Genomic DNA, 25,355 nt, shown 5'->3' with positions numbered 1-25,355 from the left:
ACGCTTTACTTGCAGCTGAATTGCTACATCATTGCAGAGTCTACCGAAGTGATTAGCGAGCAATAAGCCGTCCTGACTGGGTTAGACTATTCGCAGAATTGGCACAATCTCGGCGAACAGATGGAGGATTCAATGGATAAACTGGAAGCCATGCGGGTCTACCGCCACGTGGTTGAAACACAAAGTTTCGCCCGAGCCTCGGAGCTACTTGGACTGCCGAGATCAACCGTCTCCCGCATGATTAAAGATCTTGAAAACTCTCTGGCGGTACAGCTTCTTCAGCGTACGACGAGAAAATTAAGCGTCACGGCCGACGGCCAGAACTATTACGCCGAATGTAAAAAAATCCTCGGTGATATTGCCGCCCTGGAATCCTCCTTCCCAGGAAGAGCCGGGCTGCCGCGAGGCCGCTTTAAGATTGGTATGCCGCAGTCGCTGGCCCGGCATTGCATTTTGCCGGAAATACAGAGCTTTATGACGCGCTATCCTGAACTGGATCTGGTGCTTTGCTCCAGCGATCGGGTCACGGATTTAGTGCAGGAGGGATTTGACTGCGTTATCCGGACAGGCACGGTGGAAGATTCCACCACGCTTGTCGCCCGACAGATCGCACGTTTCAGGTGGTCAGTGCTGGCTTCCGGGCAATACATATCTCAGCACGGAACACCGTTGACCTTAGAGGATTTGCAACATCATCACGCAGTAGGCTACCTCTCCCACGCCAGCGGGCGCACAACTGAATGGCGTTTTAACCAACAAGGCAGCGATGTCGCCATACGGATGCAAGAAACGCTGGTTGTTGATGATACCGACGCCTATATTCAGGCCGGCCTTCAGGGAATAGGTTTAATTCGTGTGGCCAGCTACCTGGTAAATTCCTATCTATCCACTGGCACGTTAATTTCCTGCCTGGAGAAGTACGCCGTCGATATGCCGCTGTTTCTGGTTTACCCGCAAAGCCGCCATGTTTCCCCGGCGGTGAGAGCGTTTTATGACTGGAGCAAGGAAGTGCTCGGCACAATTTCTCATTCACACACCAGCGAATATTGGCGGGATACTTTCCACCGCGAAGAGATTTGACCGCGATGTTGTTCTTACTGCTGGCTGCCTGGCAAAACGGCCGCCAGCTTTCGCTGGATGCCGAGTAACGTGCGCCGCCTGATCCAGCCGCTGGCCGGGCGAATGAGTCCCCAATAGAGCGCGAACAGGGCTTTCACGCGCGGCGTTGGGCAATAGACGAAGGTTTCGGTGCGTAATACCGCCGTGCCATCGTTCTCTGGCCGGACATCAAAGCGCAGAACCAGTTTAGCCGCGCGTAAATCAGCAAAACGCTGGAAAGCTCCGGCATCTTTCAGAGACTCGACGTCAAGCAACGGCCGCCAGAAACGCCCGGCCAAACCGAAAGAGACTTCGTGGCTGCTTTGATGAAGCAGAGTGAAAGAGCCAAACCCGAATGAGTCGGCCGGTTCAGCGCTTTCTGACTTAAACAAGGCCCGGCGCAGGCGGCGAGGAAGTTGTCGTAAACGGAGTAGCCGGCGGATCACCGGATCGTCTTCCATATTCAGCGCCAGGACGGCCTGAATAATGGCTTCAGGCGTACCCTCAATGGGCGGGGAGAGATGCTTTTCATAAAAGCTAAACGAAGGCAGCCAGGACGTGGCGTCGGCCCAACTCTGAGACTCTCGCTCACTCACAAAACCTAAAAATGCCACGGTATCTTCCTTATCCGAGGGTCGCCTGTCCGGCTGATATCATGCCGCCATAATAGAAAAAAACCCTGCGAGGCAGGGTTTTATTTGTTCGTCACGTACAGAGTTACACCCTGAGGGGATCAGAACGGGATATCGTCGTCGAAATCCATTGGCGGTTCGTTAGATGGCGCCGGTGCGCTCTGCTGCTGCGGGCGAGACTGCGCGCCGCCGCTGAACTGGTTGCCACCCTGAGGTTGCTGAGGCTGACCCCAACCGCCCTGCTGCTGGCCGCCGTTGCCGCCAGCCGGTGCGCCGCCGCCCTGACGGCCGCCGAGCATCTGCATGGTGCCGCCCACGTTAACCACGACTTCGGTAGTGTATTTTTCTACGCCAGCCTGGTCAGTCCATTTACGGGTTTGCAGTGCGCCCTCGATGTAAACCTGAGAGCCTTTACGCAGGTATTCACCGGCAACTTCGGCCAGTTTTCCGAACAGCACAACGCGGTGCCACTCGGTTTTTTCTTTGGTTTCGCCGGTTTGCTTATCACGCCAGGACTCTGACGTGGCCAGTGTAATGTTGGCGACAGCGCCCCCATTTGGCATATAGCGTACTTCCGGGTCCTGACCCAGATTCCCGACGAGAATCACCTTGTTTACGCCTCTGCTGGCCATGTTCGTATCTCCTGAAACGTTTTTTAAATAGTCTAAACCGGGGATTCTACACTATGCCACCCACAATGTTTATAGCTGCGAGGGACATTCCAGAATGTCGGCTAAGTATAGCTCGTTTCATTAAAACACTGGATATTCATTCAGGTTTTATTGTGTCATAATTAGCCGTTTCTGGCCATCGGTTGTACCTCTATACATACCAGGCGCATGCAGTCATTATTCCGGGAAAGGTGAATGGATAAGATCGAAGTTCGGGGCGCCCGCACCCACAATCTCAAAAATATCAACCTCGTCATCCCGCGCGACAAACTGATTGTTGTCACCGGGCTTTCGGGTTCAGGCAAATCCTCGCTGGCATTCGACACCCTGTACGCGGAAGGGCAACGCCGCTACGTTGAGTCCCTTTCAGCCTACGCGCGTCAGTTCCTGTCGCTGATGGAGAAGCCGGACGTCGACCATATCGAAGGGTTGTCCCCTGCGATTTCTATTGAGCAGAAATCTACATCCCATAACCCGCGTTCCACCGTCGGAACCATTACGGAAATCCATGACTACCTGCGTCTGCTTTACGCCCGCGTAGGCGAACCGCGCTGCCCGGATCACGACATCCCGCTCGCGGCCCAAACCGTCAGCCAGATGGTGGATAACGTGCTCGCGCAGCCAGAAGGTAAACGCCTGATGCTGCTCGCGCCGATCATTAAAGATCGCAAAGGCGAACACGCCAAAACGCTGGAAAACCTGGCCAGCCAGGGCTATATCCGCGCACGTATCGACGGCGAAGTCTGTGATCTGTCCGATCCGCCAAAATTAGAGCTACAGAAGAAGCACACTATTGAAGTGGTCGTCGACCGCTTTAAAGTGCGTGAAGACATCGCCCAGCGCCTGGCCGAGTCGTTTGAAACCGCGCTGGAGCTGTCCGGCGGGTCTGCGGTTGTCGCCGACATGGACGATGAAAAAGCGGAAGAGCTGCTGTTTTCCGCCAACTTCGCCTGCCCGGTTTGCGGCTACAGCATGCGCGAACTGGAACCGCGCCTGTTCTCCTTTAACAACCCGGCCGGTGCCTGCCCGACCTGCGACGGCCTGGGCGTACAGCAATATTTCGATCCCGATCGCGTGGTGCAAAACGGCGAGCTGTCGCTGGCCGGCGGCGCCATCCGCGGCTGGGATCGCCGTAATTTCTACTACTTCACCATGCTTCGCTCGTTGGCCGATCACTATAAGTTCGACGTGGAAGCCCCGTGGAACGAGCTGACCGACGCGGTGAAGAAAGTCGTCCTGCACGGCTCGGGCAAAGAAACGATCGAATTCAAGTACATGAACGACCGCGGGGACACCTCCGTGCGCCGCCATCCGTTCGAAGGCGTGCTGCACAACATGGAGCGCCGCTACAAAGAAACCGAATCTTCCGCCGTGCGCGAAGAGCTGGCGAAATTCATCAGCAACCGGCCTTGCACCAGCTGTGAAGGTACGCGTCTGCGCCGTGAAGCGCGCCATGTGTTTGTAGAAAACACCGCGCTGCCAACGATTTCTGACATGAGCATCGGCCATGCGATGGAATTCTTCCAGAACATGAAGCTCAGCGGCCAGCGTGCGCAAATTGCGGAAAAAGTACTGAAAGAGATCGGCGATCGCCTGAAGTTCCTGGTGAACGTCGGCCTGAATTACCTTTCCCTCTCCCGCTCGGCAGAAACGCTGTCCGGCGGTGAAGCCCAGCGTATTCGTCTGGCAAGCCAGATTGGCGCCGGGCTGGTTGGCGTGATGTACGTGCTGGATGAGCCATCCATCGGCCTGCATCAGCGCGATAACGAACGGCTGCTGGAAACGCTGATTCACCTGCGCAACCTCGGCAACACGGTGATTGTGGTTGAGCACGACGAAGATGCTATTCGCGCCGCCGACCATATTATCGACATTGGTCCAGGCGCGGGCGTGCACGGCGGCCAGGTAGTCGCGGAAGGCACCATGAAGGACATTATCGCGGTGCCGGAGTCCCTGACCGGGCAGTTCCTGAGCGGCAAACGCGAAATTGCGGTGCCGAAACAGCGCGTAGCCGCCGATCCGTCAAAAGTGCTCAAGCTCTCCGGCGCAAAAGGGAACAACCTGAAGGACGCCACGCTGACGCTGCCGGTGGGGCTATTTACCTGTATTACCGGGGTTTCTGGCTCCGGCAAGTCAACGTTGATTAACGACACGCTGTTCCCGATTGCCCAGCGTCAGCTGAACGGGGCGACGATAGTCGAACCGGCACCGTACCGTGAAGTTCAGGGCCTGGAGCATTTCGACAAGGTCATCGACATCGACCAAAGCCCGATTGGCCGTACCCCACGCTCTAACCCGGCAACTTACACCGGCGTGTTCACCCCCGTGCGCGAGCTGTTTGCTGGCGTACCGGAAGCACGTTCACGCGGTTATACGCCGGGGCGCTTTAGCTTCAACGTTCGCGGCGGGCGCTGCGAAGCCTGCCAGGGCGACGGCGTAATCAAAGTGGAAATGCACTTCCTGCCGGATATCTACGTGCCGTGCGACCAGTGCAAAGGCAAACGCTATAACCGTGAAACGCTGGAAATTAAATACAAAGGCAAAAGCATTCACGAAGTGCTGGATATGACCATTGAAGATGCCCGCGAATTCTTCGATGCCGTTCCGGCGCTGGCGCGTAAGCTGCAAACGCTGATCGACGTAGGTCTGTCCTATATTCGGCTAGGCCAGTCGGCAACCACGCTGTCAGGCGGTGAAGCACAGCGCGTTAAGCTGGCGCGTGAGCTGTCCAAACGCGGTACCGGCCAGACGCTGTATATCCTCGATGAGCCGACCACCGGCCTGCACTTTGCGGATATCCAGCAGCTTCTGGAAGTGCTACATCAGCTCAGGGATCAGGGCAATACGATTGTGGTGATTGAACACAACCTCGACGTGATTAAAACCGCAGACTGGATTGTGGACTTAGGGCCGGAAGGCGGCAGCGGCGGCGGCGAGATCCTGGTCTCCGGCACGCCGGAAACCGTCGCCACCTGCGAAGCCTCTCATACCGCGCGTTTCCTCAAGCCACTGCTGAAATAGTCAAACCGACAATTGCTGCCTGATCTGCTCAGGCAGCAATGTCACCGCCTGCTGATACGAAGCATCCACCAGATAGTAAATTTGCGAACCGGGCAGCGAGCCGTCCAGGTAGAGCGTGCTCCAGTGCGCCTTATTCAAATGGGCGCTGGGGAAGACGTCCTGATGCTGCTGGCGCAGAAGCTCTGCCAGATCGGGCGTGGCTTTGAGGGAGACAGCCGGACGCTGGTTCTCCGCATGCACCATGGCAAACAGCACATCGCCGACTTTGATTTGCGTGGCCTTCCAGTCGCTGTGCACGCTCTGCTCTGCGCCGGGTTTTTTCATGCAGTATTCTAAAAGATCCGAATGGGTCATCTTCATTTCCTCGTCCTGAACGTTTACCGGAAGCATTCGCGGCAGCATTAAGTGTGCGCCAAAAGCGCATAACAAACGAGGAAGTTGATTAAAAAAACGGCAACTCACTTACGTTAGCTGCCGCTTTTCTGACCAGGATCAGTACTCGGAGTTGACGATAACTTCTTCGCCAAACGAGCCTGCTTTCGGCAGCGGCTGGTAGCTGGAGTTTGAAGCTCGCAGAATGCGGATCCCGCGCGCGCCGACGTCCTGGGCTGCGGTGATGTCGTTGTCTGAGTCGCCGTAGAAGATTTTGATTTTCTTCTCTTTCAACCACTGCGTTTTGGTGTTCTGACCTTCTTTATCGCCGGCAAAGATCACCGGATTGACGCTCGGCTCCGGGATCAGGAAGTCGCTTTGCAGGGTTTTGGTGACGGTTTCAGTTTTGGTCTGGCTGCGCCCGGTGACAAAGTACACGCTGTCGCCGCGCTTGAGGTGCATGGTGATCAGGCTTTTTGCCACCTCTTTTGGCATGCTGAAGTCATCCCAGCCGTTGTTCATCTTTTCCCAGAATGCCGGGTTTTTCAGGTAGTCCTGCTTGCCTGGAGAAAACTCTTTTTGCCCGCGATAAAAGCCCGGGCTGGAAAACAGCACGGTATCGTCGATATCAAACCCGACTGCGATAGGCGCCCGGCCAAGCAGACTGTTTTCAATTTGTGCCACGGAAACCCAGTGGATTGGCACCTGCTGCGCCAGCTGTGCCACGGTGACGCCAGGATTCAGCGGAGCGGGTGCAGATTCGGTTGCTAAAGCGGCATGATTGAAGCCTGCCAGCAGGCAGACGGCACTGAGTGCCAGAGCGATCTTACGCATTGTTTTCCCTTTAATTTTCTGTTTTTAATCGTTGTTAAAATGAGCAGCCTTGCCATAAAGCCTTCCGACCATACCTGCCGGGGACCGATAGACAAAGATTTTTTTCAGTTTTATGTCAGAGAAAACAGGCAGGGTCACAGAACAGAGGCGGAGTTTCCTCTCCCAAACGGGAGAGGAAAAAGGAAACATGCGGCAACTAAATTAAGTTAGCAAGCACTTACATTACTGCAGCAAACGCCTGCGCCACGCGCTGAACGTTGCTGTGGTTAAGCCCGGCAACACAGATACGACCGCTGGCAAGCAGGTAAATACCAAACTCATCACGCAGGCGGTCGGCCTGAGCCGCACTTAACCCGGTGTAACTAAACATGCCGCGCTGCTTCACCAGGTAATCAAAGTTACGCCCCGGCACGGCTTTGGTCAGCACTTCCACCAACACCTGGCGCATTTCCAGAATACGCACGCGCATGGTTTCCACTTCGGCAATCCAGCTCGCTTTCAGCTTCTCGTCATTCAGGACGGTAGCCACAACCTGTGCCCCAAAGTTCGGCGGGCTGGAGTAGTTGCGGCGCACGGTAGCTTTGAGCTGGCCCAGTACGCGCCCTGCAGCATCGCTGTCTTCGCAAACCACGGAAAGCCCACCTACGCGCTCACCGTACAGGGAGAAGATTTTAGAGAAAGAGTTGCTGACCAGCATCGGCTGCCCGGAGGAGGCTATGGCGCGGATGGCATAGGCATCCTGTTCCATCCCTGCACCAAAGCCCTGATAGGCAATGTCGAGGAACGGGATCAGATTGCGTGCTTTAAGAATTTCCGTGACGGCATCCCACTGGCTGTCGGTGAGGTCCGAGCCGGTTGGGTTGTGGCAGCAAGGGTGCAGCAGCACGACGCTGAGTTCAGGCAGCGTATTCAGTTTTTCCAGCAGCGCCTCAAAGCGCACGCCGTTGGTTTCGCTGTCGAACCACGGGTAAGTATTCACGGTGAAACCCGCGCCTTCAAAGATGGCGACATGGTTTTCCCAGGTAGGATCGCTGACCCACACCTGTGAATCAGGGAAATAGGTTTTCAGGAAGTCAGCGCCGATTTTTAAGGCACCGGAACCCCCAAGCGTTTGCACGGTGGCAATGCGGCCTTCCAGCAACGCTGGATGATTGGCGCCAAACAGCAGTGGGGCAATGGCGCTGCGATAGCCGTTCAGGCCTTCCATCGGTAAGTAGAGAGAGGCGCCGTGAGGCTGTGCGTTCAGGCGAGCTTCTGCTTCTGCCACGGCCTGTAACTGCGGGATCACCCCGTCTTCATTGTAATAGAGGCCAATGCTGAGGTTAACCTTGTCGCTGCGCGGATCGACTTTAAAGCGTTCCATGAGGGAAAGGATCGGGTCGCCAGCATAGGCGTCAACTTTTTGAAACACGGTGAGGTTCTCCTGGTTTACAGTTCGCGGATTTCCACTGTAAACCAGGCGAGGACACTCAGTCCAGATACTTCATTGTGACCCTTGAAGTCAGGCGAGTGATAAGTTCGTAAGCACTTACATTCGAATATTCGGCGATGCGTTCGACCGGCAAACCTTCGCCCCACAGCACCGCGCCATCGCCCGGTTTATCGGCGGCGTTCGGCCCTAAATCGACACAGATCATGTCCATGGCAACGCGTCCCACGATAGGCACTTCGCGGCCATTAACCAGTACCGGCGTGCCGGACGGCGCGCTGCGCGGGTAACCATCGCCGTAGCCCATGGCCACCACGCCAAGGCAGGTGTCACGCTCGGCAGTCCAGATTCCGCCGTAGCCGACCGGTTCCCCGGCTTTATGGTCGCGAACCGCGATCAGACTTGAGGTTAAAGACATCACCGGCTGGAAGCCAAAGTCTTCGCCCCACGGCTTTTGTTCCAGCGGCGAAACGCCGTACAGGATAATACCGGGGCGAACCCAGTCCATATGCGAGTCGGGCCACAACAGAATGCCGCCCGAGGCAGCGATAGAACGCTGCCCCGGCTTGCCTGCGGTGAAAGAATTGAATATGTCGAGCTGACGCGGAGTGGCATCGGACTCCGGCTCATCAGCACGGGCAAAGTGGCTCACCACGTTCACCGGCTGGCTAACGTTTTTGCAGGTGGCTAGACGCTGATAGAAAGCTTCTGCTTCTTCCGGGCGTACGCCGAGGCGGTGCATCCCGGTGTCGAGCTTCATCCAGACTGTAATGGGCTGGCTGAGATCGGCCTGCTCCAGCGCTTCCAGCTGTTGAATGCTGTGGATTGCCGTCTGGAAGTTCTGGGCGGCAATCGTCGGCAAGTCTTCAGCATTGAAGAACCCTTCCAGCAGCAGAACGGGTTTAGTGATGCCGCCCTCTCGCAGGCGCAGGGCTTCTTCGAGCCGGGCCACGCCGAAAGCATCGGCGTTTTCTAAGGTGCGGGCGGTCTCCAGCAGACCATGCCCATAGGCGTTTGCTTTCACGACTGCCACCAGGCGACTGTTCGGAGCCAGTTCGCGGAGGCGTTGCAGGTTGTGTCGCAGAGCGCGGCGGTTAATGACGACGGTTGCCGCTTGCATGTTCGTTCCTTGCTTAAAAAGTAATAAAAACCTATCCCCTGAATCTTTCGAGCCCCGGCAAAGTAGCTTGAAGGATGACGAGGATTTTTATTCTTCGTCGTACTGCGGCCCGGCGTAGTTATCGAAGCGCGACCACTGGCCGTTAAAGGTCAGGCGCACAGTACCGATGGGGCCGTTACGCTGCTTACCGATGATGATTTCCGCGATACCTTTCAGGTCGCTGTTTTCGTGGTAAACCTCGTCGCGGTAGATAAACATGATCAAGTCGGCATCCTGCTCGATGGAGCCGGACTCACGCAGGTCGGAGTTGACCGGGCGCTTGTCGGCACGCTGTTCCAGGGAGCGGTTAAGCTGCGACAGCGCCACCACCGGCACCTGAAGTTCTTTTGCCAGCGCCTTGAGCGAGCGGGAAATCTCGGCGATTTCCAGCGTACGGTTGTCGGACAGCGACGGCACGCGCATCAGCTGCAGGTAGTCGATCATGATCATGCTCAGGCCTTCATGCTCACGGTAGATACGGCGAGCACGGGAGCGTACTTCGGTTGGCGTCAGGCCGGAAGAGTCATCGATGTACATGTTGCGCTTCTCGAGCAGAATGCCCATGGTGCTGGAGATTCGCGCCCAGTCCTCGTCATCCAGCTGACCGGTACGGATTCGGGTCTGGTCCACGCGCGACAGCGACGCCAGCATACGCATCATGATCTGCTCGCCGGGCATCTCGAGGCTGAAGATCAGCACCGGTTTGTCCTGCAGCATGGCGGCGTTTTCGCAGAGGTTCATCGCAAAGGTGGTTTTCCCCATCGACGGACGGGCTGCCACGATAATCAGGTCAGAGCGCTGGAGACCCGCGGTTTTCTTGTTCAGATCCTGGTAGCCGGTATCCACACCCGTGACGCCGTCGTGCGGCGTCTGGTAGAGGGACTCGATACGCGACACGGTGGCTTCCAGAATCTGGTCGATGCTTTTCGGGCCTTCGTCTTTGTTGGCGCGGTTTTCGGCAATCTGGAAAACGCGTGATTCCGCCAGATCCAGCAGGTCTTCACTGGTGCGCCCCTGCGGGTCATAGCCGGCATCGGCAATTTCATTGGCGACCGCAATCATTTCGCGCACAACAGCACGTTCACGCACGATATCGGCATAGGCGCTGATGTTTGCCGCACTTGGCGTGTTTTTAGAAAGCTCCGCGAGATAAGCAAAACCGCCGACGCTCTCGAGCTGGCCCTGAAGCTCCAGGGATTCGGAAAGCGTAATCAGGTCGATGGGTTTGCTCATTTCGAGCAGGCGCTGCATTTCGGTAAAGATCATGCGGTGCGGACGGCTGAAGAAGTCGTTGGCGACCACGCGCTCGGCGACGTTGTCCCAGCGTTCGTTATCCAGCATTAAACCGCCCAACACCGACTGCTCCGCCTCAAGCGAGTGCGGCGGCATTTTTAGCCCTTCTACCTGACGGTCGCGGGGTTCGTTCGGTTTGTTGAAGGGTTTATTTCCTGCCATAGTGAGGGAGCTACCAAATTCATAGTGAGAGACCGGGAAGTATAACCATTCTTGTCACTCTTCGACACAAGGAGTTTCCATGGCAACGCGCATCGAATTTAGCCAACACGGCGGGCCCGAGGTACTGAAAGCCGTTGAATTTACGCCGAAAGATCCGGCGGAGAACGAAGTTCAGGTTGAGAATAAAGCGATAGGTATTAATTACATTGATACCTATATCCGCAGCGGGCTTTACCCGCCTCCGGCGCTCCCGAGCGGCCTGGGGACCGAAGCCGCGGGCGTTGTCAGCAAGGTCGGCAGCAAAGTCACTCATCTGAAGGTTGGCGATCGAGTGGTTTACGCGCAGTCTGGCCTGGGGGCCTACAGTAGCATCCATAATGCGCCAGCCGACAAGGTCGCTAAAATCCCGGATGTTATCTCTTTCGAACAGGCTGCAGCGTCTTTCCTGAAAGGCCTGACCGTGTTTTATCTCCTGCGGAAAACCTACGAAATTAAAGCCAATGAAACCTTCCTGTTCCACGCGGCGGCAGGTGGCGTGGGCCTGATCGCCTGCCAGTGGGCAAAGGCGCTGGGCGCAAAACTGATTGGTACTGTAGGTTCAGCACAAAAGGCCGATCGTGCTTTGCAGGCCGGGGCGTGGCAAACCATCAACTATCAGCACGAAAATATCTCCGAGCGCGTCAAAGAGCTGACCGGCGGCAAGAAAGTGGCGGTGGTTTATGATTCCGTCGGGAAAGAGACCTGGGAAGCGTCGCTGGATTGTCTGCAGCGCCGTGGGCTGATGGTGAGCTTTGGTAACTCTTCCGGGCCGGTGACCGGCGTGAACCTGGGCATTCTGAACCAGAAGGGATCGCTGTACGTGACCCGCCCTTCTCTGAACGGCTATCTCACCACCCGCGCAGAGTTCGATGAAGCCTGCCACGAGCTGTTTTCGCTGATCGCCAGCGGCGCGATTAAGGTGGATGTCGCGGAAAACCAGAAGTTTGCGCTGAAGGATGCGGTGCTTGCACACCAGACGCTGGAAAGCCGTGCCACGCAGGGGTCAAGCCTGTTGATTCCGTAACCCTTTCAAAATCCAGAAAGAATTAGGGCTTCCCGGAGGAAGCCCTTTCTTTTTTGTTCGTGCCGTATGTAGGGTACAGCGCGATGAATTCTTGTTACTGCGAAAGGATAATCGCAGATTTAATAAGTAAAAGAAATGACGCCGCCGGGATTAAGTTCAGGCTTGTGATCGGCCCCGCAATACCTGAATTCTCCCGGTAGTTTAAAGGCTAAAGCTGGCGCTTATCGGCAACCAGAGACAGCGCGTGTTCAACCACTTCAATACCTGCCCCGGCTTTATGCGCGTTCTCGCTTAAGTAACGGCGCCACTGACGCGCGCCCGGTATTCCCTGGAACAGGCCGAGCATATGGCGAGTCACATGGCCCAGGTAAGTGCCGTTTGCCAGTTCACGCTCAATGTACGGATACATTGCTCGCACCACGGCAACGGGGTCGCTGTCCGCAACATCTGCCCCGAAAATTTCACGGTCGACCGTCGTCAGCAAGCCTGGGTTTTGGTAAGCCTCACGCCCGACCATCACGCCATCCAGGTGCTGGAGGTGCGTTTTCGCTTCTTCCAGCGTCTTAATCCCGCCGTTAATCGCCATGGTCAGCTGCGGGAAATCACGCTTGAGCTGGTAAACGCGCGGGTAATCCAGCGGTGGAATTTCACGGTTTTCTTTTGGGCTCAGGCCAGAGAGCCAGGCTTTACGCGCGTGGATGATAAACATCTCGCATTCGCCCTTGCCTGCCACCGTGCCAATAAAATCGCAGAGGAATTCGTAGCTGTCCTGTTCGTCGATACCGATACGGGTTTTTACCGTCACCGGGATAGAAACCACATCACGCATCGCTTTAATACAGTCGGCGACCAGCTGTGCTTCACCCATCAGGCAAGCACCGAAGCGCCCGTTCTGAACCCGGTCAGAAGGGCAGCCTACGTTCAGGTTAATTTCATCGTAGCCGCGCGCTTCGGCGAGTTTCGCGCAGTGTGCCAGCGCCTGTGGGTCGCTGCCGCCAAGCTGCAGCGCAATCGGATGTTCTTCTTCGCTATAGGCCAGATAGTCCCCTTTACCGTGGATGATCGCCCCGGTGGTCACCATTTCGGTGTACAGCAGCGTGTGGCGGGACAGCTGGCGCAGGAAATAGCGGCAGTGGCGATCGGTCCAGTCGAGCATCGGCGCAATGGAGAAACGGTGCGGCTGGAAAGGAGTCTGGTTGCTTTGTGAGGACATACGTTTACGCAGGCTACGATTAAAAAAGGGTCGCTACTATAGCATAAAGCAGCGCCGGGGCATCAGGCTGCCCCGGCATTCAGTATCAGAAGGCCACGCTCAGCTGCGCCCCTGCGCCCCAGGTTTGGTCTTCACCGTACAGGCCCATCAAATCGATATTGACGTGTTTGCCCGCCGCGAACCCTACCCCACCGGTAAAGACGTTGCTGTCATTGCTTTTCACATCAGCACGGTAGCCAGCACGCAGCGCCAACCAGGAAAGCGGCCTCACCTCAGCACCGACACCCACGTACTGGGAATTGGCTTCGCTTTTAAAACCTTTGGTTTCGGTCAGATCGCCGTCCGCGCTCAGGGTCACCAGCTCGTTATGCCAGGCCACTCCGGCGGTCACCAGCGGGCTGATTTGATAAGTATCTTTGTAGTTTCGTACTTCTCCGGTACGCCCGTTAGTGATGCGAATGTCTTTCGTGTCGATATCACGGGACACCAGGTTTTGGCCGCTCAGACCAACGGTCCAGTTCTCGCCAAAATCGGCCGCCACGCCGGCGTCAAGGTTGAATCCAGTGTCATCGTTGCGGTACTGGCTGTTCTTCCAGTCGCCGCTGCGGTAGTCATAAATGGATGTCGTGTAATTATACAGCCAGGTTTTCTGCAGCTTTGGCGTAACGCCAACGGAAACCGGGACACCACCTACGTCAAACTTGTGGGCCAGAGCTATACCATAATCAGACACAATGGCCGCGCGGCCGGAAGCGGTAGAATTCAGGTTACGAGTGATTTGGTCGGAGCCGTTCAACGCAGCATCAATCGCCACGCTTCCCGCCACAGCGCTGGAATTCTGGATACTGCGTAGGTAATTGATATCATTCTGGTCTATATCGGAACTGACTTTCGCTCGCGCGTAAGCTTTGGTAACGAATGCTACGGAGAGAGTGTCATTGGGAATACTGACCGCAATTCCTGCGGCGGCTTTGGCGTTCGCCGTTTCACCTCGTAAATCTTCAAGCTCACCGGCTAAGTCCCCGGCGGCGCTCCGAAACTGATTTAACGTCCCGTTCGGATTTAAAAGAATATCTCGTGGCGTTAACGACCCAATGGCCTGTTTATAGTTATCAACTTTATCGCTGATATCGTCGATGCGATCCTGGAGGTTGTCTTTATCCGTTATTTGCGCCCCGATAGACGGTAAAATAACGGTAATATTGTCGTCTGGTTTGGACCGGGCTAATAGCGCCGGGTTGATTAACACGCCACTGCCATAATTAGCCGAAGCCACGCCGGTGCCCCCCATCGCATCGTTTCGCGCTTCGGACCAGGTCCCCGCCGCCCCGGCCTGATGGGCAATAAAGAAGGTTGCGGCGAGTGTCGCCACCGAAGATTTTATTTTATTCATTCACAGCACGCCTGTCTGATTGTCAGATGAAGTAATTCGCCCCTGACAGTTATGACTGAACAGAGGCAGACTATTGCTGTGAATAGCGCGATAAAACGATGGATATTTGAACCATCAGGATCCCAGATATATCCTTAGGGTTAACGTCTTATTGTTTCCTTGCTAATTAATTTATAGTTTACCCTTCGGCTTTCGTGAAGGCAGACCGTTATGCGGGCCAAAGAATTGAGGCGGATGATCTATCCAGCGATCCTTGCGCTGCATGGCGTAAGACTGATTTAGCGGGTAATAAATTTTATTTTCGGCTTTATTGGCTTCGCCTACGACTAATAACCGCACATCCTGTTCGGTATTATTAATAAAGGTATGGCAAATGCCGGTTCCGGCAGGAAATCCCACGCTGTCGCCCGGTTCAAGCGCCCAAAGATGACCATTGATCCACACTTCCGGGTGCCCCTCGAGCACATAAGCAAACTCTTCTTCGCTGCTTTCCGCGTGGGGATAAGAGGTTCTGCGGCCAGGGGGGATACGCTCATGGTGAATACCAAGGCGGGTTAAACCGAAATTACGGGCCAAAGGAGCACCAATGGAGAACAGCTCCGTGCTGTCCGGATACGTTGCGTCGTCCTCGCCTTCCAGCTCGCGCCAGTGACGAATACAATCAGGTTTTTGCATTACTTCCTCCTGGGTAGATAGGGTCAGTATGTACCAGGATTCGGCGTTTTATCCGCATTATGGTAAAGTATTGCGTCAATGACCGGGAGAGGCTGATGGATACCACAACTTCGCAAAACGTGTTAGCTCAGGCTGAAAAGCTCTGCCTGCAACGCAATGTACGCCTGACGCCGCAGCGTCTCGAGGTTTTGCGCCTTATGGCCGAGCAAACCGGCGCCATCAGCGCCTACGACCTGCTGGATCTCCTGCGCGTTAGCGAGCCACAGGCTAAGCCTCCAACGGTTTATCGCGCGCTGGATTTTCTGCTAGAGCAAGGTTTTGTTCACCGTGTGGAATCCAACAACAGTTACGTACTGTGTAATTTTATCGATCATCCAACCCACTCTTCCGCCATGTTTATCTGCGACAGATGCGGAGCGGTAAAAGAGCAAGCGGCTCAGGGTGTGGAAGATATTATGCAGAAACTGGCATCCAAAATGGGATTTACCCTGCGCCATAACGTGATTGAAGCTCACGGATTGTGTGCGGATTGCTCGGAAGTGGAAGCCTGTAGCCACCACGACGCCTGCAATCACGATCATTCAGTGCAGCCAAAGAAAAAGCGTTAAGAGGGAGTGGTACGTCCTTGTACCCGGGCAGGATTGGTCTTACTGAGTAGCACATTTGAGGGGCCGCCAGGTTACCAGCGGTATTTGCTCCCGGACTCCCAGTCCTTCACTTCTTTCTCTGCCTGGTCTTTGGCGTAGCCGTAGCGTTCCTGGATTTTACCCACCAGCTGGTCACGCTTCCCTTCGATGACGGTCATATCGTCATCGGTCAGCTTACCCCATTTCTCTTTGATCGTACCTTTGAACTGCTTCCAGTTACCGCCGATTTCGTCCTTATTCATCGTCATCTCCTCATCGTTCGGTTTAGGTTTGTGCATCCGGGCTGCAGGATGCTGACTTTCTGGAGCACACCCACTGTCTGCTGGATGTAAAGGTAATTGTAGACAAGGATTCTGAGTTAAATTTAAAACTCAGAATCTTTAACCATCATTAAAAGCGATGACATGCTAATTCCTCGCCTTAAAAAAGAGAAATCAGCACGATAGAAGATGGGTTAACGAGCGTCAGGCAGCGCGATCAATGGCTGCCCGATGCAGCGAACCAGGTGTTATTGCGCCAGTGGCGTCGCCAGATGACGCCAAGCGACAGGCCGCGCAAGGCTAAAAACACCGCCAGCGACAGCCACAGGGCGTGGTTGCCCCACAAAGGCAGCGTAAGCATCGTCACGCCAAAACCCAATGCCGCAACCGCCATGCTGTTTCGCATTTCGGCACCCCGTGTCGCGCCGATAAACATGCCATCCAGCAGGTAGCACCAAACGCCCACTACCGGCAAAATAACCTGCCAGGCAAGATAATGGTTTGCCAGAACACGAAGCTCCGGCAGAGAGGTAAGCAGGGCAACAATTTGCTCCCCGGCAAAGGCATAAATAGCGGCAAACGCTATCGCAACCAGCCCCGCCTGCCTGCACGCAGCCCCCCAAACCTCGAGCAACTGCCCACGGTTACGCGCCCCGTAAGCCTGCCCTGAATGGGCCTCCACGGCGTAAGCAAAGCCATCGAGCGCATAGGCGGTGAAGGTCAGCAGCGTCATCAGTACGGCGTTAACGGCGACAATTTCACTGCCAAGACGCGCACCAAAAATGGTGATAGAAGCAAAGCAGATTTGCAGCAGCAGCGAACGCAGCATGATGTCGCGATTAAGCGCCAGCAGCTTACGCAAATCCCCCTGCCAGGCCGTTTTAAGACGAGCCCAACTGATGCCCCGCAGCTTCATCACTTTGCGCACCATCACTAGGCCGATGATAAACGTGGCATATTCGGACACCGCCGTGGCCAGCGCCGCCCCCTGCACGTTCATGTGCAGCCCCATCACCAGCCAGAGATCGAGCACGATATTAATCAGGTTGCCGACGACCAACAGAATGACCGGCGCTCGCGCATACTGAACGCCCAGCAGCCAGCCTAACAGCACGAGGTTAGCCAGCGATGCGGGGGCGCTCAGCCAGCGGATTTCCAGGAAGCGCCTTGCCTGATACAGCACCTCGTCATTGCCGCCAACAACGTGCAGCGCAAGGTTGATCAGTGGATAACGCAGGACCACGATAGCCAGCCCGGCTATCAGCGCCAGCATCAGGGGTTGAACCAGCGCGCGCGCCAGTCGCTGCGGATCGTTCGCGCCAAACGCCTGTGCCGTTAACCCGGTGGTGCTCATGCGCAGAAAAAGCAGCAGCATAAAGAGGAAACTGGTCGCCGTGGCACCGATAGCGACCCCGCCGAGATAGGTTGGGCTATCAAGATGGCCAATGACCGCGGTATCGACCAGGCCCAGTAACGGCACGGTAATGTTGGAAAAAATCATCGGCAGCGCAAGCCGCCACAGCGCACCATCCGTTGACGAAAAGAATCGCATGGGAATGATCCAGAGGATAATAGAGGGGAATTTAAAGCAGGTGGCACGGCATATTTACCGCACCACCGGAAGAGGCGTTACAGCCATTCACCGTTGCGGATAACCCCGACGGCCAGGCCTTCAATGCTAAAACTCTGCTCGCGAAGATCGACCACAATAGGCTGGAATTCGCTGTTTTCCGGCAGCAGGTGCACGGTGTTACCCTGCTTTTTCAGGCGTTTTACGGTCACTTCATCGTCGATACGCGCGACAACGACCTGGCCATTACGTACGTCCTGAGTTTTGTGTACCGCTAATAAATCACCGTCCATGATGCCGATATCTTTCATCGACATGCCGCTGACGCGCAGCAGGAAATCGGCATTCGGTTTGAACAGAGAAGGGTCAACCTGGTAGTGGCCTTCGATGTGCTGCTGCGCCAGCAGCGGCTCACCGGCTGCAACACGGCCCACCAGCGGCAGGCCATTTTCTTCTTCAACCAGCAGACGAATGCCGCGTGATGCGCCAGAAACAATCTCAATGGCACCTTTACGTGCCAGCGCTTTCAGATGCTCTTCCGCGGCGTTTGGAGAACGGAACCCCAGACGTTGTGCAATTTCGGCGCGCGTAGGTGGCATGCCGGTCTGGTTGATATGATCCCGAATGAGATCAAACACCTCTTGCTGCCTGGTAGTTAGTGCTTTCATTCCGCCCCCTGGGTGTTTATACAGTCATGCTGTGAGTATATACAGCCCCGGGCGATTTTGAAACCACAAATTAAGCAAAAAACCAGCGACTTAAACTATTCTGGAAGAGCTATCGCAAATGTGACCAAAGCAAGGTGGCCCAGGTCGCAACCGCAAGGATAATCGCTATCAATACGGCGGCTGAACCCATATCTTTGGCTCGCCCTGAAAGCTCGTGGTACTCGGTGCCAACACGGTCAACCAGTGCTTCAATGGCGCTGTTGAGGATTTCGACAATCATCACCAAAACCACCGAGCCAATCAGTAAAATACGCGTGATGGGGTCCACATCCAGCCAGCAGGCGATGGCGATAGCGATAACCGCAGCCACGCCCTCCTGACGAAAGGCAGCTTCGTTGATCCAGGCCGCACGGAGCCCCTTCCATGAGTAGCCTGCAGCCTTAATAATGCGGGTGATGCCGGTGGTATTATTCGCCATTCAAGGAAACCTTTTTAAAGATTGAGCATCAATGCTCATTGAGTCTAAATCGCAGCGCCACAGAAATTCCCCAGAGTTTCTGATATCCTTGCGGCGCATTTGCATTATTAACCTGAGGCTTTACATCATTTATGTCAGGCTGGCCAAGAATTTACTACAAATTACTGAATTTACCATTAAGCGTTCTGGTAAAGAGCAAGTCTATTCCGGCGGATCCACAAACCGAACTCGGTCTGGACCCTTCACGCCCCATCATGTACGTCCTGCCCTACAATTCTAAGGCAGACTTACTGACGCTGCGTGCCCAATGTCTGGATCACGATCTGCCCGACCCGCTGGAACCTCTGGAAATTGACGGCGTACTGCTGCCGCGCTACGTGTTTATCCACGGCGGGCCGCGCGTCTTCACCTATTACACGCCAAAAGAAGAGTCGGTAAAACTGTTCCACGATTATCTGGATCTGCACCGCAGCAATCCCGATCTCGATGTGCAGATGGTGCCGGTTTCCGTGATGTTCGGCCGCTCGCCAGGGCGTGAAAAAGGGGAAATCAATCCGCCTTTACGCACGCTGAACGGCGTCCAGAAATTCTTTGCGGTTTCCTGGCTGGGTCGCGATAGCTTCGTGCGTTTCTCACCGCCCGTTTCGCTTCGCCGTATGGCAACCGAACACGGCACGGACAAGATTATCGCCCAAAAACTGGCTCGCGTGGCGCGCACTCACTTTGCCCGCCAGCGTCTGGCCGCCGTTGGCCCGCGCCTGCCGGTTCGCCAGGATCTCTTTAACAAGCTGCTGGCGTCAAAAGCGATTGCCCGCGCGGTAGAAGATGAAGCCCGCAGCAAGAAGATCTCCCATGAGAAAGCGCAGCAAAACGCCGTTGCCCTGATGGAAGAGATTGCCGCCAACTTCTCCTACGAAGCTGTACGTCTGACGGACCGCGTTTTAGGCTTAACCTGGAACCGCCTCTATCAGGGCATTAACGTGCATAACGCCGAGCGCGTGCGCCAGCTTGCCCACGACGGCCACGAAATCGTCTATGTTCCCTGCCACCGCAGCCACATGGATTATCTGCTGCTTTCCTACGTGCTTTATCACCAGGGGCTGGTTCCGCCGCACATCGCCGCCGGGATCAACCTGAACTTCTGGCCAGCCGGCCCGATTTTCCGCCGCCTGGGCGCGTTCTTTATTCGCCGTACCTTCAAGGGCAACAAGCTTTACTCCACGGTGTTCCGCGAATACCTGGGCGAGCTGTTCAGCCGCGGCTATTCCGTTGAGTATTTTGTCGAGGGTGGCCGTTCCCGTACTGGCCGCTTGCTGGATCCTAAGACCGGCACGCTGTCGATGACGATTCAGGCCATGCTGCGCGGCGGCACCCGCCCGATCACTCTGGTGCCGATCTACATCGGTTACGAGCATGTCATGGAAGTGGGGACCTACGCGAAAGAGCTGCGCGGTGCGACCAAAGAAAAAGAGAGCTTCATGCAGATGGTGCGCGGTCTGAGTAAGCTGCGCAACCTCGGCCAGGGTTACGTTAACTTCGGTGAACCGCTGCCGCTGATGACCTACCTGAACCAGCATGTGCCGGAGTGGAAAGACTCTATCGATCCGATAGAAGCAATTCGCCCGGCCTGGCTGACGCCAACGGTGAACGATATCGCCGCCGATCTGATGGTGCGCATCAACAACGCAGGGGCCGCTAACGCCATGAACCTGTGCTGTACCGCGCTGCTTGCTTCACGCCAGCGCTCGCTGACCCGTGAACAGCTCACCGAACAGCTCGACTGCTACCTCAACCTGCTGCGTAACGTGCCGTATTCCCCGGATGCCACCGCACCAACAGTTTCCGCCAATGCGCTGATCGACCACGCACTGCAGATGAACAAGTTCGAGGTGGAGAAAGACACCATCGGTGACATCATCATTCTGCCGCGCGAGCAGGCCGTGTTGATGACCTATTACCGTAACAACATCATGCACATGCTGGTGTTGCCGTCGCTAATGGCGTCTATCATCACTCAGCATCGCCACATCTCACGCGCAGAGCTGCTGCGTCAGATAGAAGTCGTTTACCCGATGCTGAAAGCCGAGCTATTCCTGCGTTGGGAAAAGAGCGAACTGGGCAGAGAAATTGATGCGCTGATCGCCGAGATGGAGCGCCAGGATCTGGTGATGTTGGTCGGTGACGAAGTGCAGATCAACCCTAACCGTTCACGCATTCTGCAGCTTCTGGCGGCGGGTGTGCGCGAGACAGTACAGCGTTATGCCATCACTTTCTGGCAGTTGAGCGCCAACCCGTCGATCAACCGTGGGACGCTGGAGCGCGAAAGCCGCACGGTGGCACAGCGCCTGTCCGTTCTGCACGGCATTAATGCGCCGGAGTTCTTTGATAAAGCGGTCTTTACCTCGCTGGTGCTTACCCTACGTGATGAAGGCTATATCAGCGATACCGGTGATGCCGACGCAAGCGAAACCATTAAGGTTTACCAGATGCTGGCCGATCTAGTGACCTCGGATGTGCGCCTGACGATTGAGAGCTCAGCGTCCCAGGACGCGGTTTCTTAATTCAGCGGAAACGAAAAAGGCGGGTGATTAACCCGCCTTTTTTATTGCCTGAAGACTGACTCAGAAATGCAGGTAGCTCAACGCCAGGCCCAGGAACAGCACCAGCCCGACATAGTTATTGTTCATAAACGCTTTAAAGCAGCCTTCACGCTCGCGTTTAGCGATCAGCTTCTGCTGATGCACAAACAGCCCGCCCGCCAGCAAAATTGACCAGTAGAACGTACCACCCAGCCCATTGAGCCAGCCCACAACGCCCATCAACAACATAGTGGCGATTTGCAGCAGGCCGATAATCAGCTTATCGTTGCGGCCAAAGAGAATCGCCGTCGACTTAATGCCGATCTTCAGGTCGTCGTCGCGGTCGACCATCGCATACTGCGTGTCGTACGCCACGGTCCAGCAAATATTGGCGAGGAACATCAGCCAGCAGCTTAACGGCACCGATTCGCTGGCGGCGGCAAAGGCCATCGGAATAGACCAGCCAAAAGCGGCACCCAGCACCACCTGAGGCAGATGGGTGTAGCGCTTCATAAACGGATACACCCACGCCAGCGCCAGCCCGGCCACGGACAGCAGGATCGTCATGGTGTTAAGCGTCAGCACCAGCAGGAAAGCCAGGCCCACCAGCACCGCAAACAGGATCTTCGCTTCTTTCTCAGAAACTGCACCGCTAGGCAAAGGGCGCTGCGCGGTACGCTTTACGTGTCCGTCAAATTTGCGGTCGGCATAATCGTTCACCACGCAGCCCGCGGCGCGCATCAGCCAGACGCCAGCGATAAAAACAACCAGATTCAGCAGCGAGGGTAAGCCCGGGGTGGCCACCCACAGCGCCCACAGCGTGGGCCACAGCAGCAACAAAGCGCCAATAGGCTTATCGGTACGCATCAACCGGTGATAAGCCAGCAGTTTTCCCTGCTTAAGACTCCACTCCATTATCTTTCCTCTTCATACAGCGGAGACGCCGGCAGGAACAGTTCCGTCAGCATCAAAGGCTTACCGGAAAGTCTCAGCCGGGAACGTCGTCCCCACAGTTCGGCGCTGCGGCCAACCTCAATGTAGTCACGCGTCAGGGTTGATGAACTGAAAAGGTAGCGCCCGAGCGGCGTGTCGCCAAGCTTTTGCAGCGCCAGTTCAGGGCCATCAAGCGTGCTTTCCGGCACCACCGTGCGGCCCAGTAGCCAGGGTTCATCATCTCCGCAGAGGATGATTTCCCGCAGCCAGTAACGCTCAGAGGCAGGTAATAAATCGGCTTCGGGCAAATCATTGCCAGCAGGGACAAAACCTTCGCGCACGATGCGGACGGTGACTTTTTGGCAGTGCTGTTCGAAGCGTTTCGTCATCGAATCTTCCAGCAACAGCCAGTCGAGATAAGCGGAGCTAAGCCCTTGCGGGACCTCCGTGTAGAAATTCAGGGCGCGCAACGGCGACAGCGCGTCGGACATGGGAATACTCTCCGATACATAACCTGATGGCATTGTAACGCAGAACATCTCTGTGCGGGCAGACAATGGCAACACACTCGGCAAATACCGCAACAATTGAGCAACAGGAAATGCTGCCCCCGCTTTCCCCTAAATAATTCCAGTCACAGGTAGACGGCAAGGGAGTGAATCCCCGGGAGCTTATATAAATAAGTGACTGGGGTGAGAGAGTGCAGCCAACACCCCTGTGGCTTGAATTATGACGGGGAAAAAAAAGGTGCGCCTGAGCGCACCAATACTTCAAGCATCAGCAACGTGGGGAAATGGTTACCCCTTGCCTTTTACACTGCTGATAAAAGTTTTACGGGCGGAGGTGGAACCCAGACGCTCGGCTTCATTCAGCAGTTTCAGGGCTTTATCGATGTCGCCTTTATCCACCGCCTGTTTAATGGCGCGGTTAAAATAGCTTTCCGTATCATTGAGCATAGGTTCGCTCTTCGCGGCAGGTGCCGGAGCTGGTGCTGGTGCCGGTGCGGCTGCCGGTGCAGAGTAGGCCGTCGGCGGCGCTACGTTACCGACCACAACAGGTTTGGCATCGGACCCACCAAAGATCTTACCGATCATGATGTTGCCGCTGTTTTGTTCGGTTTTCAGCTTCACCGTCAGGGTACCTTGCCCACTGTGGCTAGCGATCGGATCGGCCACATCAGGAATGGCGTTGCTTGCCCCTTCAGCATAAAGCTTCGCCGGGTTGATCATGCGGGTCGTTTCCGTCAGATCGTGTTTCGTGGTGTACACCAGCATGTAGATCTGTTTCTGCCCCATCATCGGGGTCAGCTTCATGACGTTTTCCAGACGGTTACCGGAGGTCATGCCCGGTTTCTGGTACTGGAAGTAACTGCTCGGGAAGAAAGCAGATGGCTGCATCTGCCCGTCGAGAATAAGGACATTTGGCGCATAAACGCTCAGGTCTTTTACCAGGCTGGTCAGCGTGATTTCCAGTGAGCCCTGATCGGCTGGCAGCACAAACGCCGCAACACTCCCGGTGAGTTCCCCGACGTTAAGGCTGGCCGAAGAAGCCGTTAGCACCACGTCCTGGCTAACAGGCGGCATCAACGGAATCCACGGCAGGCTTTGTAATTTGTCCGCAGGAATAGACGGTGCGGTTGAGACATTTTGTGGGTTAATCGCCGTGTTGGCAGCAAAGGAAGCCGGCACGGACGATAAGCCCAGTATGGGAAGCAGGCAAAGCGCGAGAAGATGTTTTTTCATTGTTTTATCCTCGAAGCGAACCCGTCTCCTTCAGGCAAAAAAGAGACGGGTCAGGCATGTGAAACCGGCGGGCGCTAAGCACCCGCGCGGCGGGTTAACTTACCACCAGACTTCCATCTGAGCACCGAAGGTGACTTCGCTGTCGTTGCCGCGGCTGAAAGTACGAGCGCTGGTATCGGCGAAAGCAGTACCGCTTGGTGCGTCCGCAACGTAGTTGGCATCACCAGAGGTACCGGAAGAGTAACCCCACTTCTCATCCCACTTGGCGTAGGTTGCAAAGACACGGATAGCCGGACGAGACCAGATGCTGTTACCCGCCTGCCATTGCTGTGCCAGGGTAATTTTGTACTGGTTGTTGGATTTGTCGGTCAGCTGAGACTTCACGTTGTCGTAGCCAACTTCCAGCAGGGTGCTCATGATTGGCGTCCATTTGTACATAGGACGAACGCCCACGGTCCACCACTGGGTGCCGTTTTTATCATCGCGGTTGATATCCTGGTACATACCCACGTACATCAGGCCCCAGGTATCGTTGAAGTCGATAGCACCGTGGTCAATCACGCGCAGCATTTTGCCGTCGTTGTTTTGGAAGGTATTCGGGCGCCCGGTACCGTTGGTTTGTGCCATCGCGTTGGTGCCGTACTGCACCACAAATTTGTTCAGGCTGGTGCCGAGGAAGGTCTGGGTATGTTCCACGGTACCCAACCAGCCGTTTTTAGTCGCATCCTGATCGATGGTATCGAAATGTTTAGCCGTGTTTGCACGACCGTAATCGAAGCCCACTTCCAGAGAACCACCAGGGTTCACTTCCATCTGACCTAAACGAATATCAAAGATATCGTTCGCCAGATCTTGTTTTTTGGTCGTCCCGTTAATGAAGGCCTCTGAACCACCGGCTTCACCGTTACGGGTTGCGGCCAGGGAGAGTTTACCGAAGCCCAGGTTGATGTCTTCAATACCAGCACCCGGACCTGAAACGTCCCAGTAGTAGAAGTCGATCATGTGCACGTCATGACGCTTGTAGTAACGCTTACCTGCCCAAATGTTCGCGCCCGGCAGCGCGTCAATCAGGTTTTTACCAACCACGTTCATCTGACGTACGCGCGGGCCACCGTTACCACTTGTGCCTTCATCATCGTTCAGCTGATCGGTTGCGTAGCCAAGCATGGTGTCAACGTAGAAGCTCTTCTCGCCTTCCTGCCAAACTTGCTGACCTAACTCAATTTCAGCATAAGTTTCACATTCGTTACCCAGACGGTATTTAGAGCCAGCACCTGTCGCTTTAAAACACTGCTGCTGACCGCCGCTGCCTGTCCAGCCAATACCAGAACGTGCGTAGCCCTTGAAATCAACGGCGCCAGCCTGTGCAGACACGATGCCTGCAATTACGGCGACCGCCAGTGGGAGTTTGCGCAGAGTAATCATCATTCTATCTCCTGAGATCATTGCTTTTATTTTTTATG

The 25,355-nt window shown here is 55.5% G+C and carries 23 protein-coding genes; 5 read left to right on the top strand and 18 right to left on the bottom strand.

Annotation, left to right across the window (positions count from 1 at the left end; translation table 11 throughout):
• Window positions 1–132: 132 nt before the first annotated feature.
• Window positions 133–1,080 (top strand): LysR family transcriptional regulator, encoded by a 948-nt coding sequence (locus tag B9Y90_RS11380; RefSeq protein WP_085541289.1) that lies wholly within the window; start codon window positions 133–135, stop codon window positions 1,078–1,080.
• Between the two features lie 14 nt (window positions 1,081–1,094).
• Here the strand turns inward: B9Y90_RS11380 and B9Y90_RS11375 are convergent, their stop codons facing one another.
• Both B9Y90_RS11375 and ssb1 read right to left on the bottom strand, forming a co-directional pair.
• Window positions 1,095–1,712, bottom strand: coding sequence for a hypothetical protein (locus tag B9Y90_RS11375; protein WP_085541288.1), 618 nt, complete (start codon window positions 1,710–1,712; stop codon window positions 1,095–1,097).
• Window positions 1,713–1,831: 119 nt separating this feature from the next.
• Complete coding sequence (gene ssb1, locus B9Y90_RS11370) at window positions 1,832–2,362, bottom strand: single-stranded DNA-binding protein SSB1 (protein ID WP_008455813.1); 531 nt, start codon at window positions 2,360–2,362, stop codon at window positions 1,832–1,834.
• 234 nt (window positions 2,363–2,596) lie between these two features.
• Between ssb1 and uvrA the strand changes: the two genes are divergently transcribed.
• On the top strand, window positions 2,597–5,422 hold the full coding sequence (gene uvrA, locus B9Y90_RS11365; RefSeq protein ID WP_085541287.1) for an excinuclease ABC subunit UvrA: 2,826 nt from the start codon (window positions 2,597–2,599) through the stop codon (window positions 5,420–5,422).
• Here uvrA and B9Y90_RS11360 read toward each other — a convergent pair whose 3' ends face one another.
• The 5 genes from B9Y90_RS11360 to dnaB all read right to left on the bottom strand — a co-directional run bounded on the left by B9Y90_RS11360 (window position 5,423) and on the right by dnaB (window position 10,671).
• Window positions 5,423–5,776, bottom strand: coding sequence for an MmcQ/YjbR family DNA-binding protein (locus B9Y90_RS11360; RefSeq protein ID WP_085541286.1), 354 nt, complete (start codon window positions 5,774–5,776; stop codon window positions 5,423–5,425).
• Window positions 5,777–5,914: 138 nt separating this feature from the next.
• Entirely contained in the window at window positions 5,915–6,628 is a 714-nt protein-coding gene (gene aphA, locus B9Y90_RS11355; RefSeq protein WP_039289349.1) for an acid phosphatase AphA, read from the bottom strand.
• A gap of 217 nt (window positions 6,629–6,845) precedes the next feature.
• The gene (locus tag B9Y90_RS11350) at window positions 6,846–8,039 is read right to left on the bottom strand and encodes an amino acid aminotransferase (protein ID WP_085541285.1); all 1,194 of its coding nucleotides are present in this window, start codon (window positions 8,037–8,039) and stop codon (window positions 6,846–6,848) included.
• Between the two features lie 58 nt (window positions 8,040–8,097).
• Window positions 8,098–9,177 carry an alanine racemase gene (gene alr, locus B9Y90_RS11345; protein ID WP_085541284.1) on the bottom strand — a complete coding sequence of 360 codons (1,080 nt, stop codon included), beginning with the start codon at window positions 9,175–9,177 and terminating at the stop codon, window positions 8,098–8,100.
• An 87-nt stretch (window positions 9,178–9,264) separates the two neighbouring features.
• The gene (gene dnaB / locus B9Y90_RS11340) at window positions 9,265–10,671 is read right to left on the bottom strand and encodes a replicative DNA helicase (RefSeq protein WP_039289342.1); all 1,407 of its coding nucleotides are present in this window, start codon (window positions 10,669–10,671) and stop codon (window positions 9,265–9,267) included.
• A gap of 79 nt (window positions 10,672–10,750) precedes the next feature.
• On the opposite strand from dnaB, the gene B9Y90_RS11335 reads away from it, so the two are divergent.
• On the top strand, window positions 10,751–11,734 hold the full coding sequence (locus tag B9Y90_RS11335; protein ID WP_085541283.1) for a quinone oxidoreductase: 984 nt from the start codon (window positions 10,751–10,753) through the stop codon (window positions 11,732–11,734).
• A 208-nt stretch (window positions 11,735–11,942) separates the two neighbouring features.
• On the opposite strand, the gene dusA is transcribed toward B9Y90_RS11335, so the two are convergent.
• The 3 genes from dusA to B9Y90_RS11320 form a co-directional block, all read right to left on the bottom strand.
• On the bottom strand, window positions 11,943–12,947 hold the full coding sequence (dusA, locus tag B9Y90_RS11330) for a tRNA dihydrouridine(20/20a) synthase DusA (protein WP_085541282.1): 1,005 nt from the start codon (window positions 12,945–12,947) through the stop codon (window positions 11,943–11,945).
• 85 nt (window positions 12,948–13,032) lie between these two features.
• Window positions 13,033–14,340, bottom strand: a complete 1,308-nt coding sequence (locus B9Y90_RS11325) for a conjugal transfer protein TraF (protein WP_039289337.1) — start codon at window positions 14,338–14,340, stop codon at window positions 13,033–13,035.
• A gap of 171 nt (window positions 14,341–14,511) precedes the next feature.
• The gene (locus B9Y90_RS11320) at window positions 14,512–15,015 is read right to left on the bottom strand and encodes a cupin domain-containing protein (RefSeq protein ID WP_039289335.1); all 504 of its coding nucleotides are present in this window, start codon (window positions 15,013–15,015) and stop codon (window positions 14,512–14,514) included.
• A 95-nt stretch (window positions 15,016–15,110) separates the two neighbouring features.
• Here B9Y90_RS11320 and zur point away from each other — a divergent pair, with 95 nt between their 5' ends.
• Window positions 15,111–15,623, top strand: coding sequence for a zinc uptake transcriptional repressor Zur (gene zur, locus B9Y90_RS11315; protein WP_039289334.1), 513 nt, complete (start codon window positions 15,111–15,113; stop codon window positions 15,621–15,623).
• A gap of 71 nt (window positions 15,624–15,694) precedes the next feature.
• Here zur and B9Y90_RS11310 read toward each other — a convergent pair whose 3' ends face one another.
• From B9Y90_RS11310 to B9Y90_RS11295, 4 genes are all read right to left on the bottom strand, one after another.
• A complete protein-coding gene (locus tag B9Y90_RS11310) occupies window positions 15,695–15,904 on the bottom strand; it encodes a CsbD family protein (protein ID WP_039289331.1) in 210 nt (69 codons plus the stop codon).
• 235 nt (window positions 15,905–16,139) lie between these two features.
• Complete coding sequence (gene dinF, locus B9Y90_RS11305; RefSeq protein ID WP_085541281.1) at window positions 16,140–17,474, bottom strand: MATE family efflux transporter DinF; 1,335 nt, start codon at window positions 17,472–17,474, stop codon at window positions 16,140–16,142.
• Between the two features lie 77 nt (window positions 17,475–17,551).
• The gene (gene lexA, locus B9Y90_RS11300) at window positions 17,552–18,160 is read right to left on the bottom strand and encodes a transcriptional repressor LexA (protein ID WP_039289328.1); all 609 of its coding nucleotides are present in this window, start codon (window positions 18,158–18,160) and stop codon (window positions 17,552–17,554) included.
• 109 nt (window positions 18,161–18,269) lie between these two features.
• Window positions 18,270–18,638, bottom strand: coding sequence for a diacylglycerol kinase (locus tag B9Y90_RS11295; RefSeq protein ID WP_039289327.1), 369 nt, complete (start codon window positions 18,636–18,638; stop codon window positions 18,270–18,272).
• A gap of 131 nt (window positions 18,639–18,769) precedes the next feature.
• Between B9Y90_RS11295 and plsB the strand changes: the two genes are divergently transcribed.
• On the top strand, window positions 18,770–21,199 hold the full coding sequence (gene plsB, locus B9Y90_RS11290) for a glycerol-3-phosphate 1-O-acyltransferase PlsB (RefSeq protein WP_085541280.1): 2,430 nt from the start codon (window positions 18,770–18,772) through the stop codon (window positions 21,197–21,199).
• Between the two features lie 60 nt (window positions 21,200–21,259).
• Here the strand turns inward: plsB and ubiA are convergent, their stop codons facing one another.
• The 4 genes from ubiA to B9Y90_RS11270 form a co-directional block, all read right to left on the bottom strand.
• A complete protein-coding gene (ubiA, locus tag B9Y90_RS11285) occupies window positions 21,260–22,132 on the bottom strand; it encodes a 4-hydroxybenzoate octaprenyltransferase (protein ID WP_039299466.1) in 873 nt (290 codons plus the stop codon).
• Window positions 22,132–22,641, bottom strand: a complete 510-nt coding sequence (gene ubiC, locus B9Y90_RS11280) for a chorismate lyase (RefSeq protein ID WP_085541279.1) — start codon at window positions 22,639–22,641, stop codon at window positions 22,132–22,134. Before ubiC ends, ubiA begins: the two co-directional genes overlap by 1 nt.
• 306 nt (window positions 22,642–22,947) lie before the next feature.
• Window positions 22,948–23,892, bottom strand: a complete 945-nt coding sequence (malM, locus tag B9Y90_RS11275) for a maltose operon protein MalM (RefSeq protein ID WP_085541278.1) — start codon at window positions 23,890–23,892, stop codon at window positions 22,948–22,950.
• Between the two features lie 99 nt (window positions 23,893–23,991).
• Window positions 23,992–25,338: a maltoporin gene (locus tag B9Y90_RS11270; RefSeq protein ID WP_303393658.1), complete on the bottom strand. Its 1,347-nt coding sequence runs from the start codon at window positions 25,336–25,338 to the stop codon at window positions 23,992–23,994.
• Between the last annotated feature and the right edge of the window lie 17 nt (window positions 25,339–25,355).

The sequence above is a fragment of the Cedecea sp. NFIX57 genome (assembly GCF_900177785.1).
GTDB classification, from domain to species: domain Bacteria; phylum Pseudomonadota; class Gammaproteobacteria; order Enterobacterales; family Enterobacteriaceae; genus Cedecea; species Cedecea neteri_C.
This window is presented reverse-complemented; position numbering and strand designations above follow the sequence as displayed.

What these genes read in the sequence shown, in the direction of transcription:
- B9Y90_RS11380 (WP_085541289.1), top strand. Translation starts at nt 133, where the DNA reads ATGGATAAACTGGAAGCCATGCGGGTCTACCGCCACGTGGTTGAAACA.
- ssb1 (WP_008455813.1), bottom strand. Translation starts at nt 2,362, where the DNA reads ATGGCCAGCAGAGGCGTAAACAAGGTGATTCTCGTCGGGAATCTGGGT.
- uvrA (WP_085541287.1), top strand. Translation starts at nt 2,597, where the DNA reads ATGGATAAGATCGAAGTTCGGGGCGCCCGCACCCACAATCTCAAAAAT.
- B9Y90_RS11360 (WP_085541286.1), bottom strand. Translation starts at nt 5,776, where the DNA reads ATGACCCATTCGGATCTTTTAGAATACTGCATGAAAAAACCCGGCGCA.
- aphA (WP_039289349.1), bottom strand. Translation starts at nt 6,628, where the DNA reads ATGCGTAAGATCGCTCTGGCACTCAGTGCCGTCTGCCTGCTGGCAGGC.
- alr (WP_085541284.1), bottom strand. Translation starts at nt 9,177, where the DNA reads ATGCAAGCGGCAACCGTCGTCATTAACCGCCGCGCTCTGCGACACAAC.
- dnaB (WP_039289342.1), bottom strand. Translation starts at nt 10,671, where the DNA reads ATGGCAGGAAATAAACCCTTCAACAAACCGAACGAACCCCGCGACCGT.
- B9Y90_RS11335 (WP_085541283.1), top strand. Translation starts at nt 10,751, where the DNA reads ATGGCAACGCGCATCGAATTTAGCCAACACGGCGGGCCCGAGGTACTG.
- dusA (WP_085541282.1), bottom strand. Translation starts at nt 12,947, where the DNA reads ATGTCCTCACAAAGCAACCAGACTCCTTTCCAGCCGCACCGTTTCTCC.
- B9Y90_RS11325 (WP_039289337.1), bottom strand. Translation starts at nt 14,340, where the DNA reads ATGAATAAAATAAAATCTTCGGTGGCGACACTCGCCGCAACCTTCTTT.
- B9Y90_RS11320 (WP_039289335.1), bottom strand. Translation starts at nt 15,015, where the DNA reads ATGCAAAAACCTGATTGTATTCGTCACTGGCGCGAGCTGGAAGGCGAG.
- zur (WP_039289334.1), top strand. Translation starts at nt 15,111, where the DNA reads ATGGATACCACAACTTCGCAAAACGTGTTAGCTCAGGCTGAAAAGCTC.
- B9Y90_RS11310 (WP_039289331.1), bottom strand. Translation starts at nt 15,904, where the DNA reads ATGAATAAGGACGAAATCGGCGGTAACTGGAAGCAGTTCAAAGGTACG.
- dinF (WP_085541281.1), bottom strand. Translation starts at nt 17,474, where the DNA reads ATGCGATTCTTTTCGTCAACGGATGGTGCGCTGTGGCGGCTTGCGCTG.
- lexA (WP_039289328.1), bottom strand. Translation starts at nt 18,160, where the DNA reads ATGAAAGCACTAACTACCAGGCAGCAAGAGGTGTTTGATCTCATTCGG.
- B9Y90_RS11295 (WP_039289327.1), bottom strand. Translation starts at nt 18,638, where the DNA reads ATGGCGAATAATACCACCGGCATCACCCGCATTATTAAGGCTGCAGGC.
- plsB (WP_085541280.1), top strand. Translation starts at nt 18,770, where the DNA reads ATGTCAGGCTGGCCAAGAATTTACTACAAATTACTGAATTTACCATTA.
- ubiA (WP_039299466.1), bottom strand. Translation starts at nt 22,132, where the DNA reads ATGGAGTGGAGTCTTAAGCAGGGAAAACTGCTGGCTTATCACCGGTTG.
- ubiC (WP_085541279.1), bottom strand. Translation starts at nt 22,641, where the DNA reads ATGTCCGACGCGCTGTCGCCGTTGCGCGCCCTGAATTTCTACACGGAG.
- malM (WP_085541278.1), bottom strand. Translation starts at nt 23,892, where the DNA reads ATGAAAAAACATCTTCTCGCGCTTTGCCTGCTTCCCATACTGGGCTTA.
- B9Y90_RS11270 (WP_303393658.1), bottom strand. Translation starts at nt 25,338, where the DNA reads ATGATCTCAGGAGATAGAATGATGATTACTCTGCGCAAACTCCCACTG.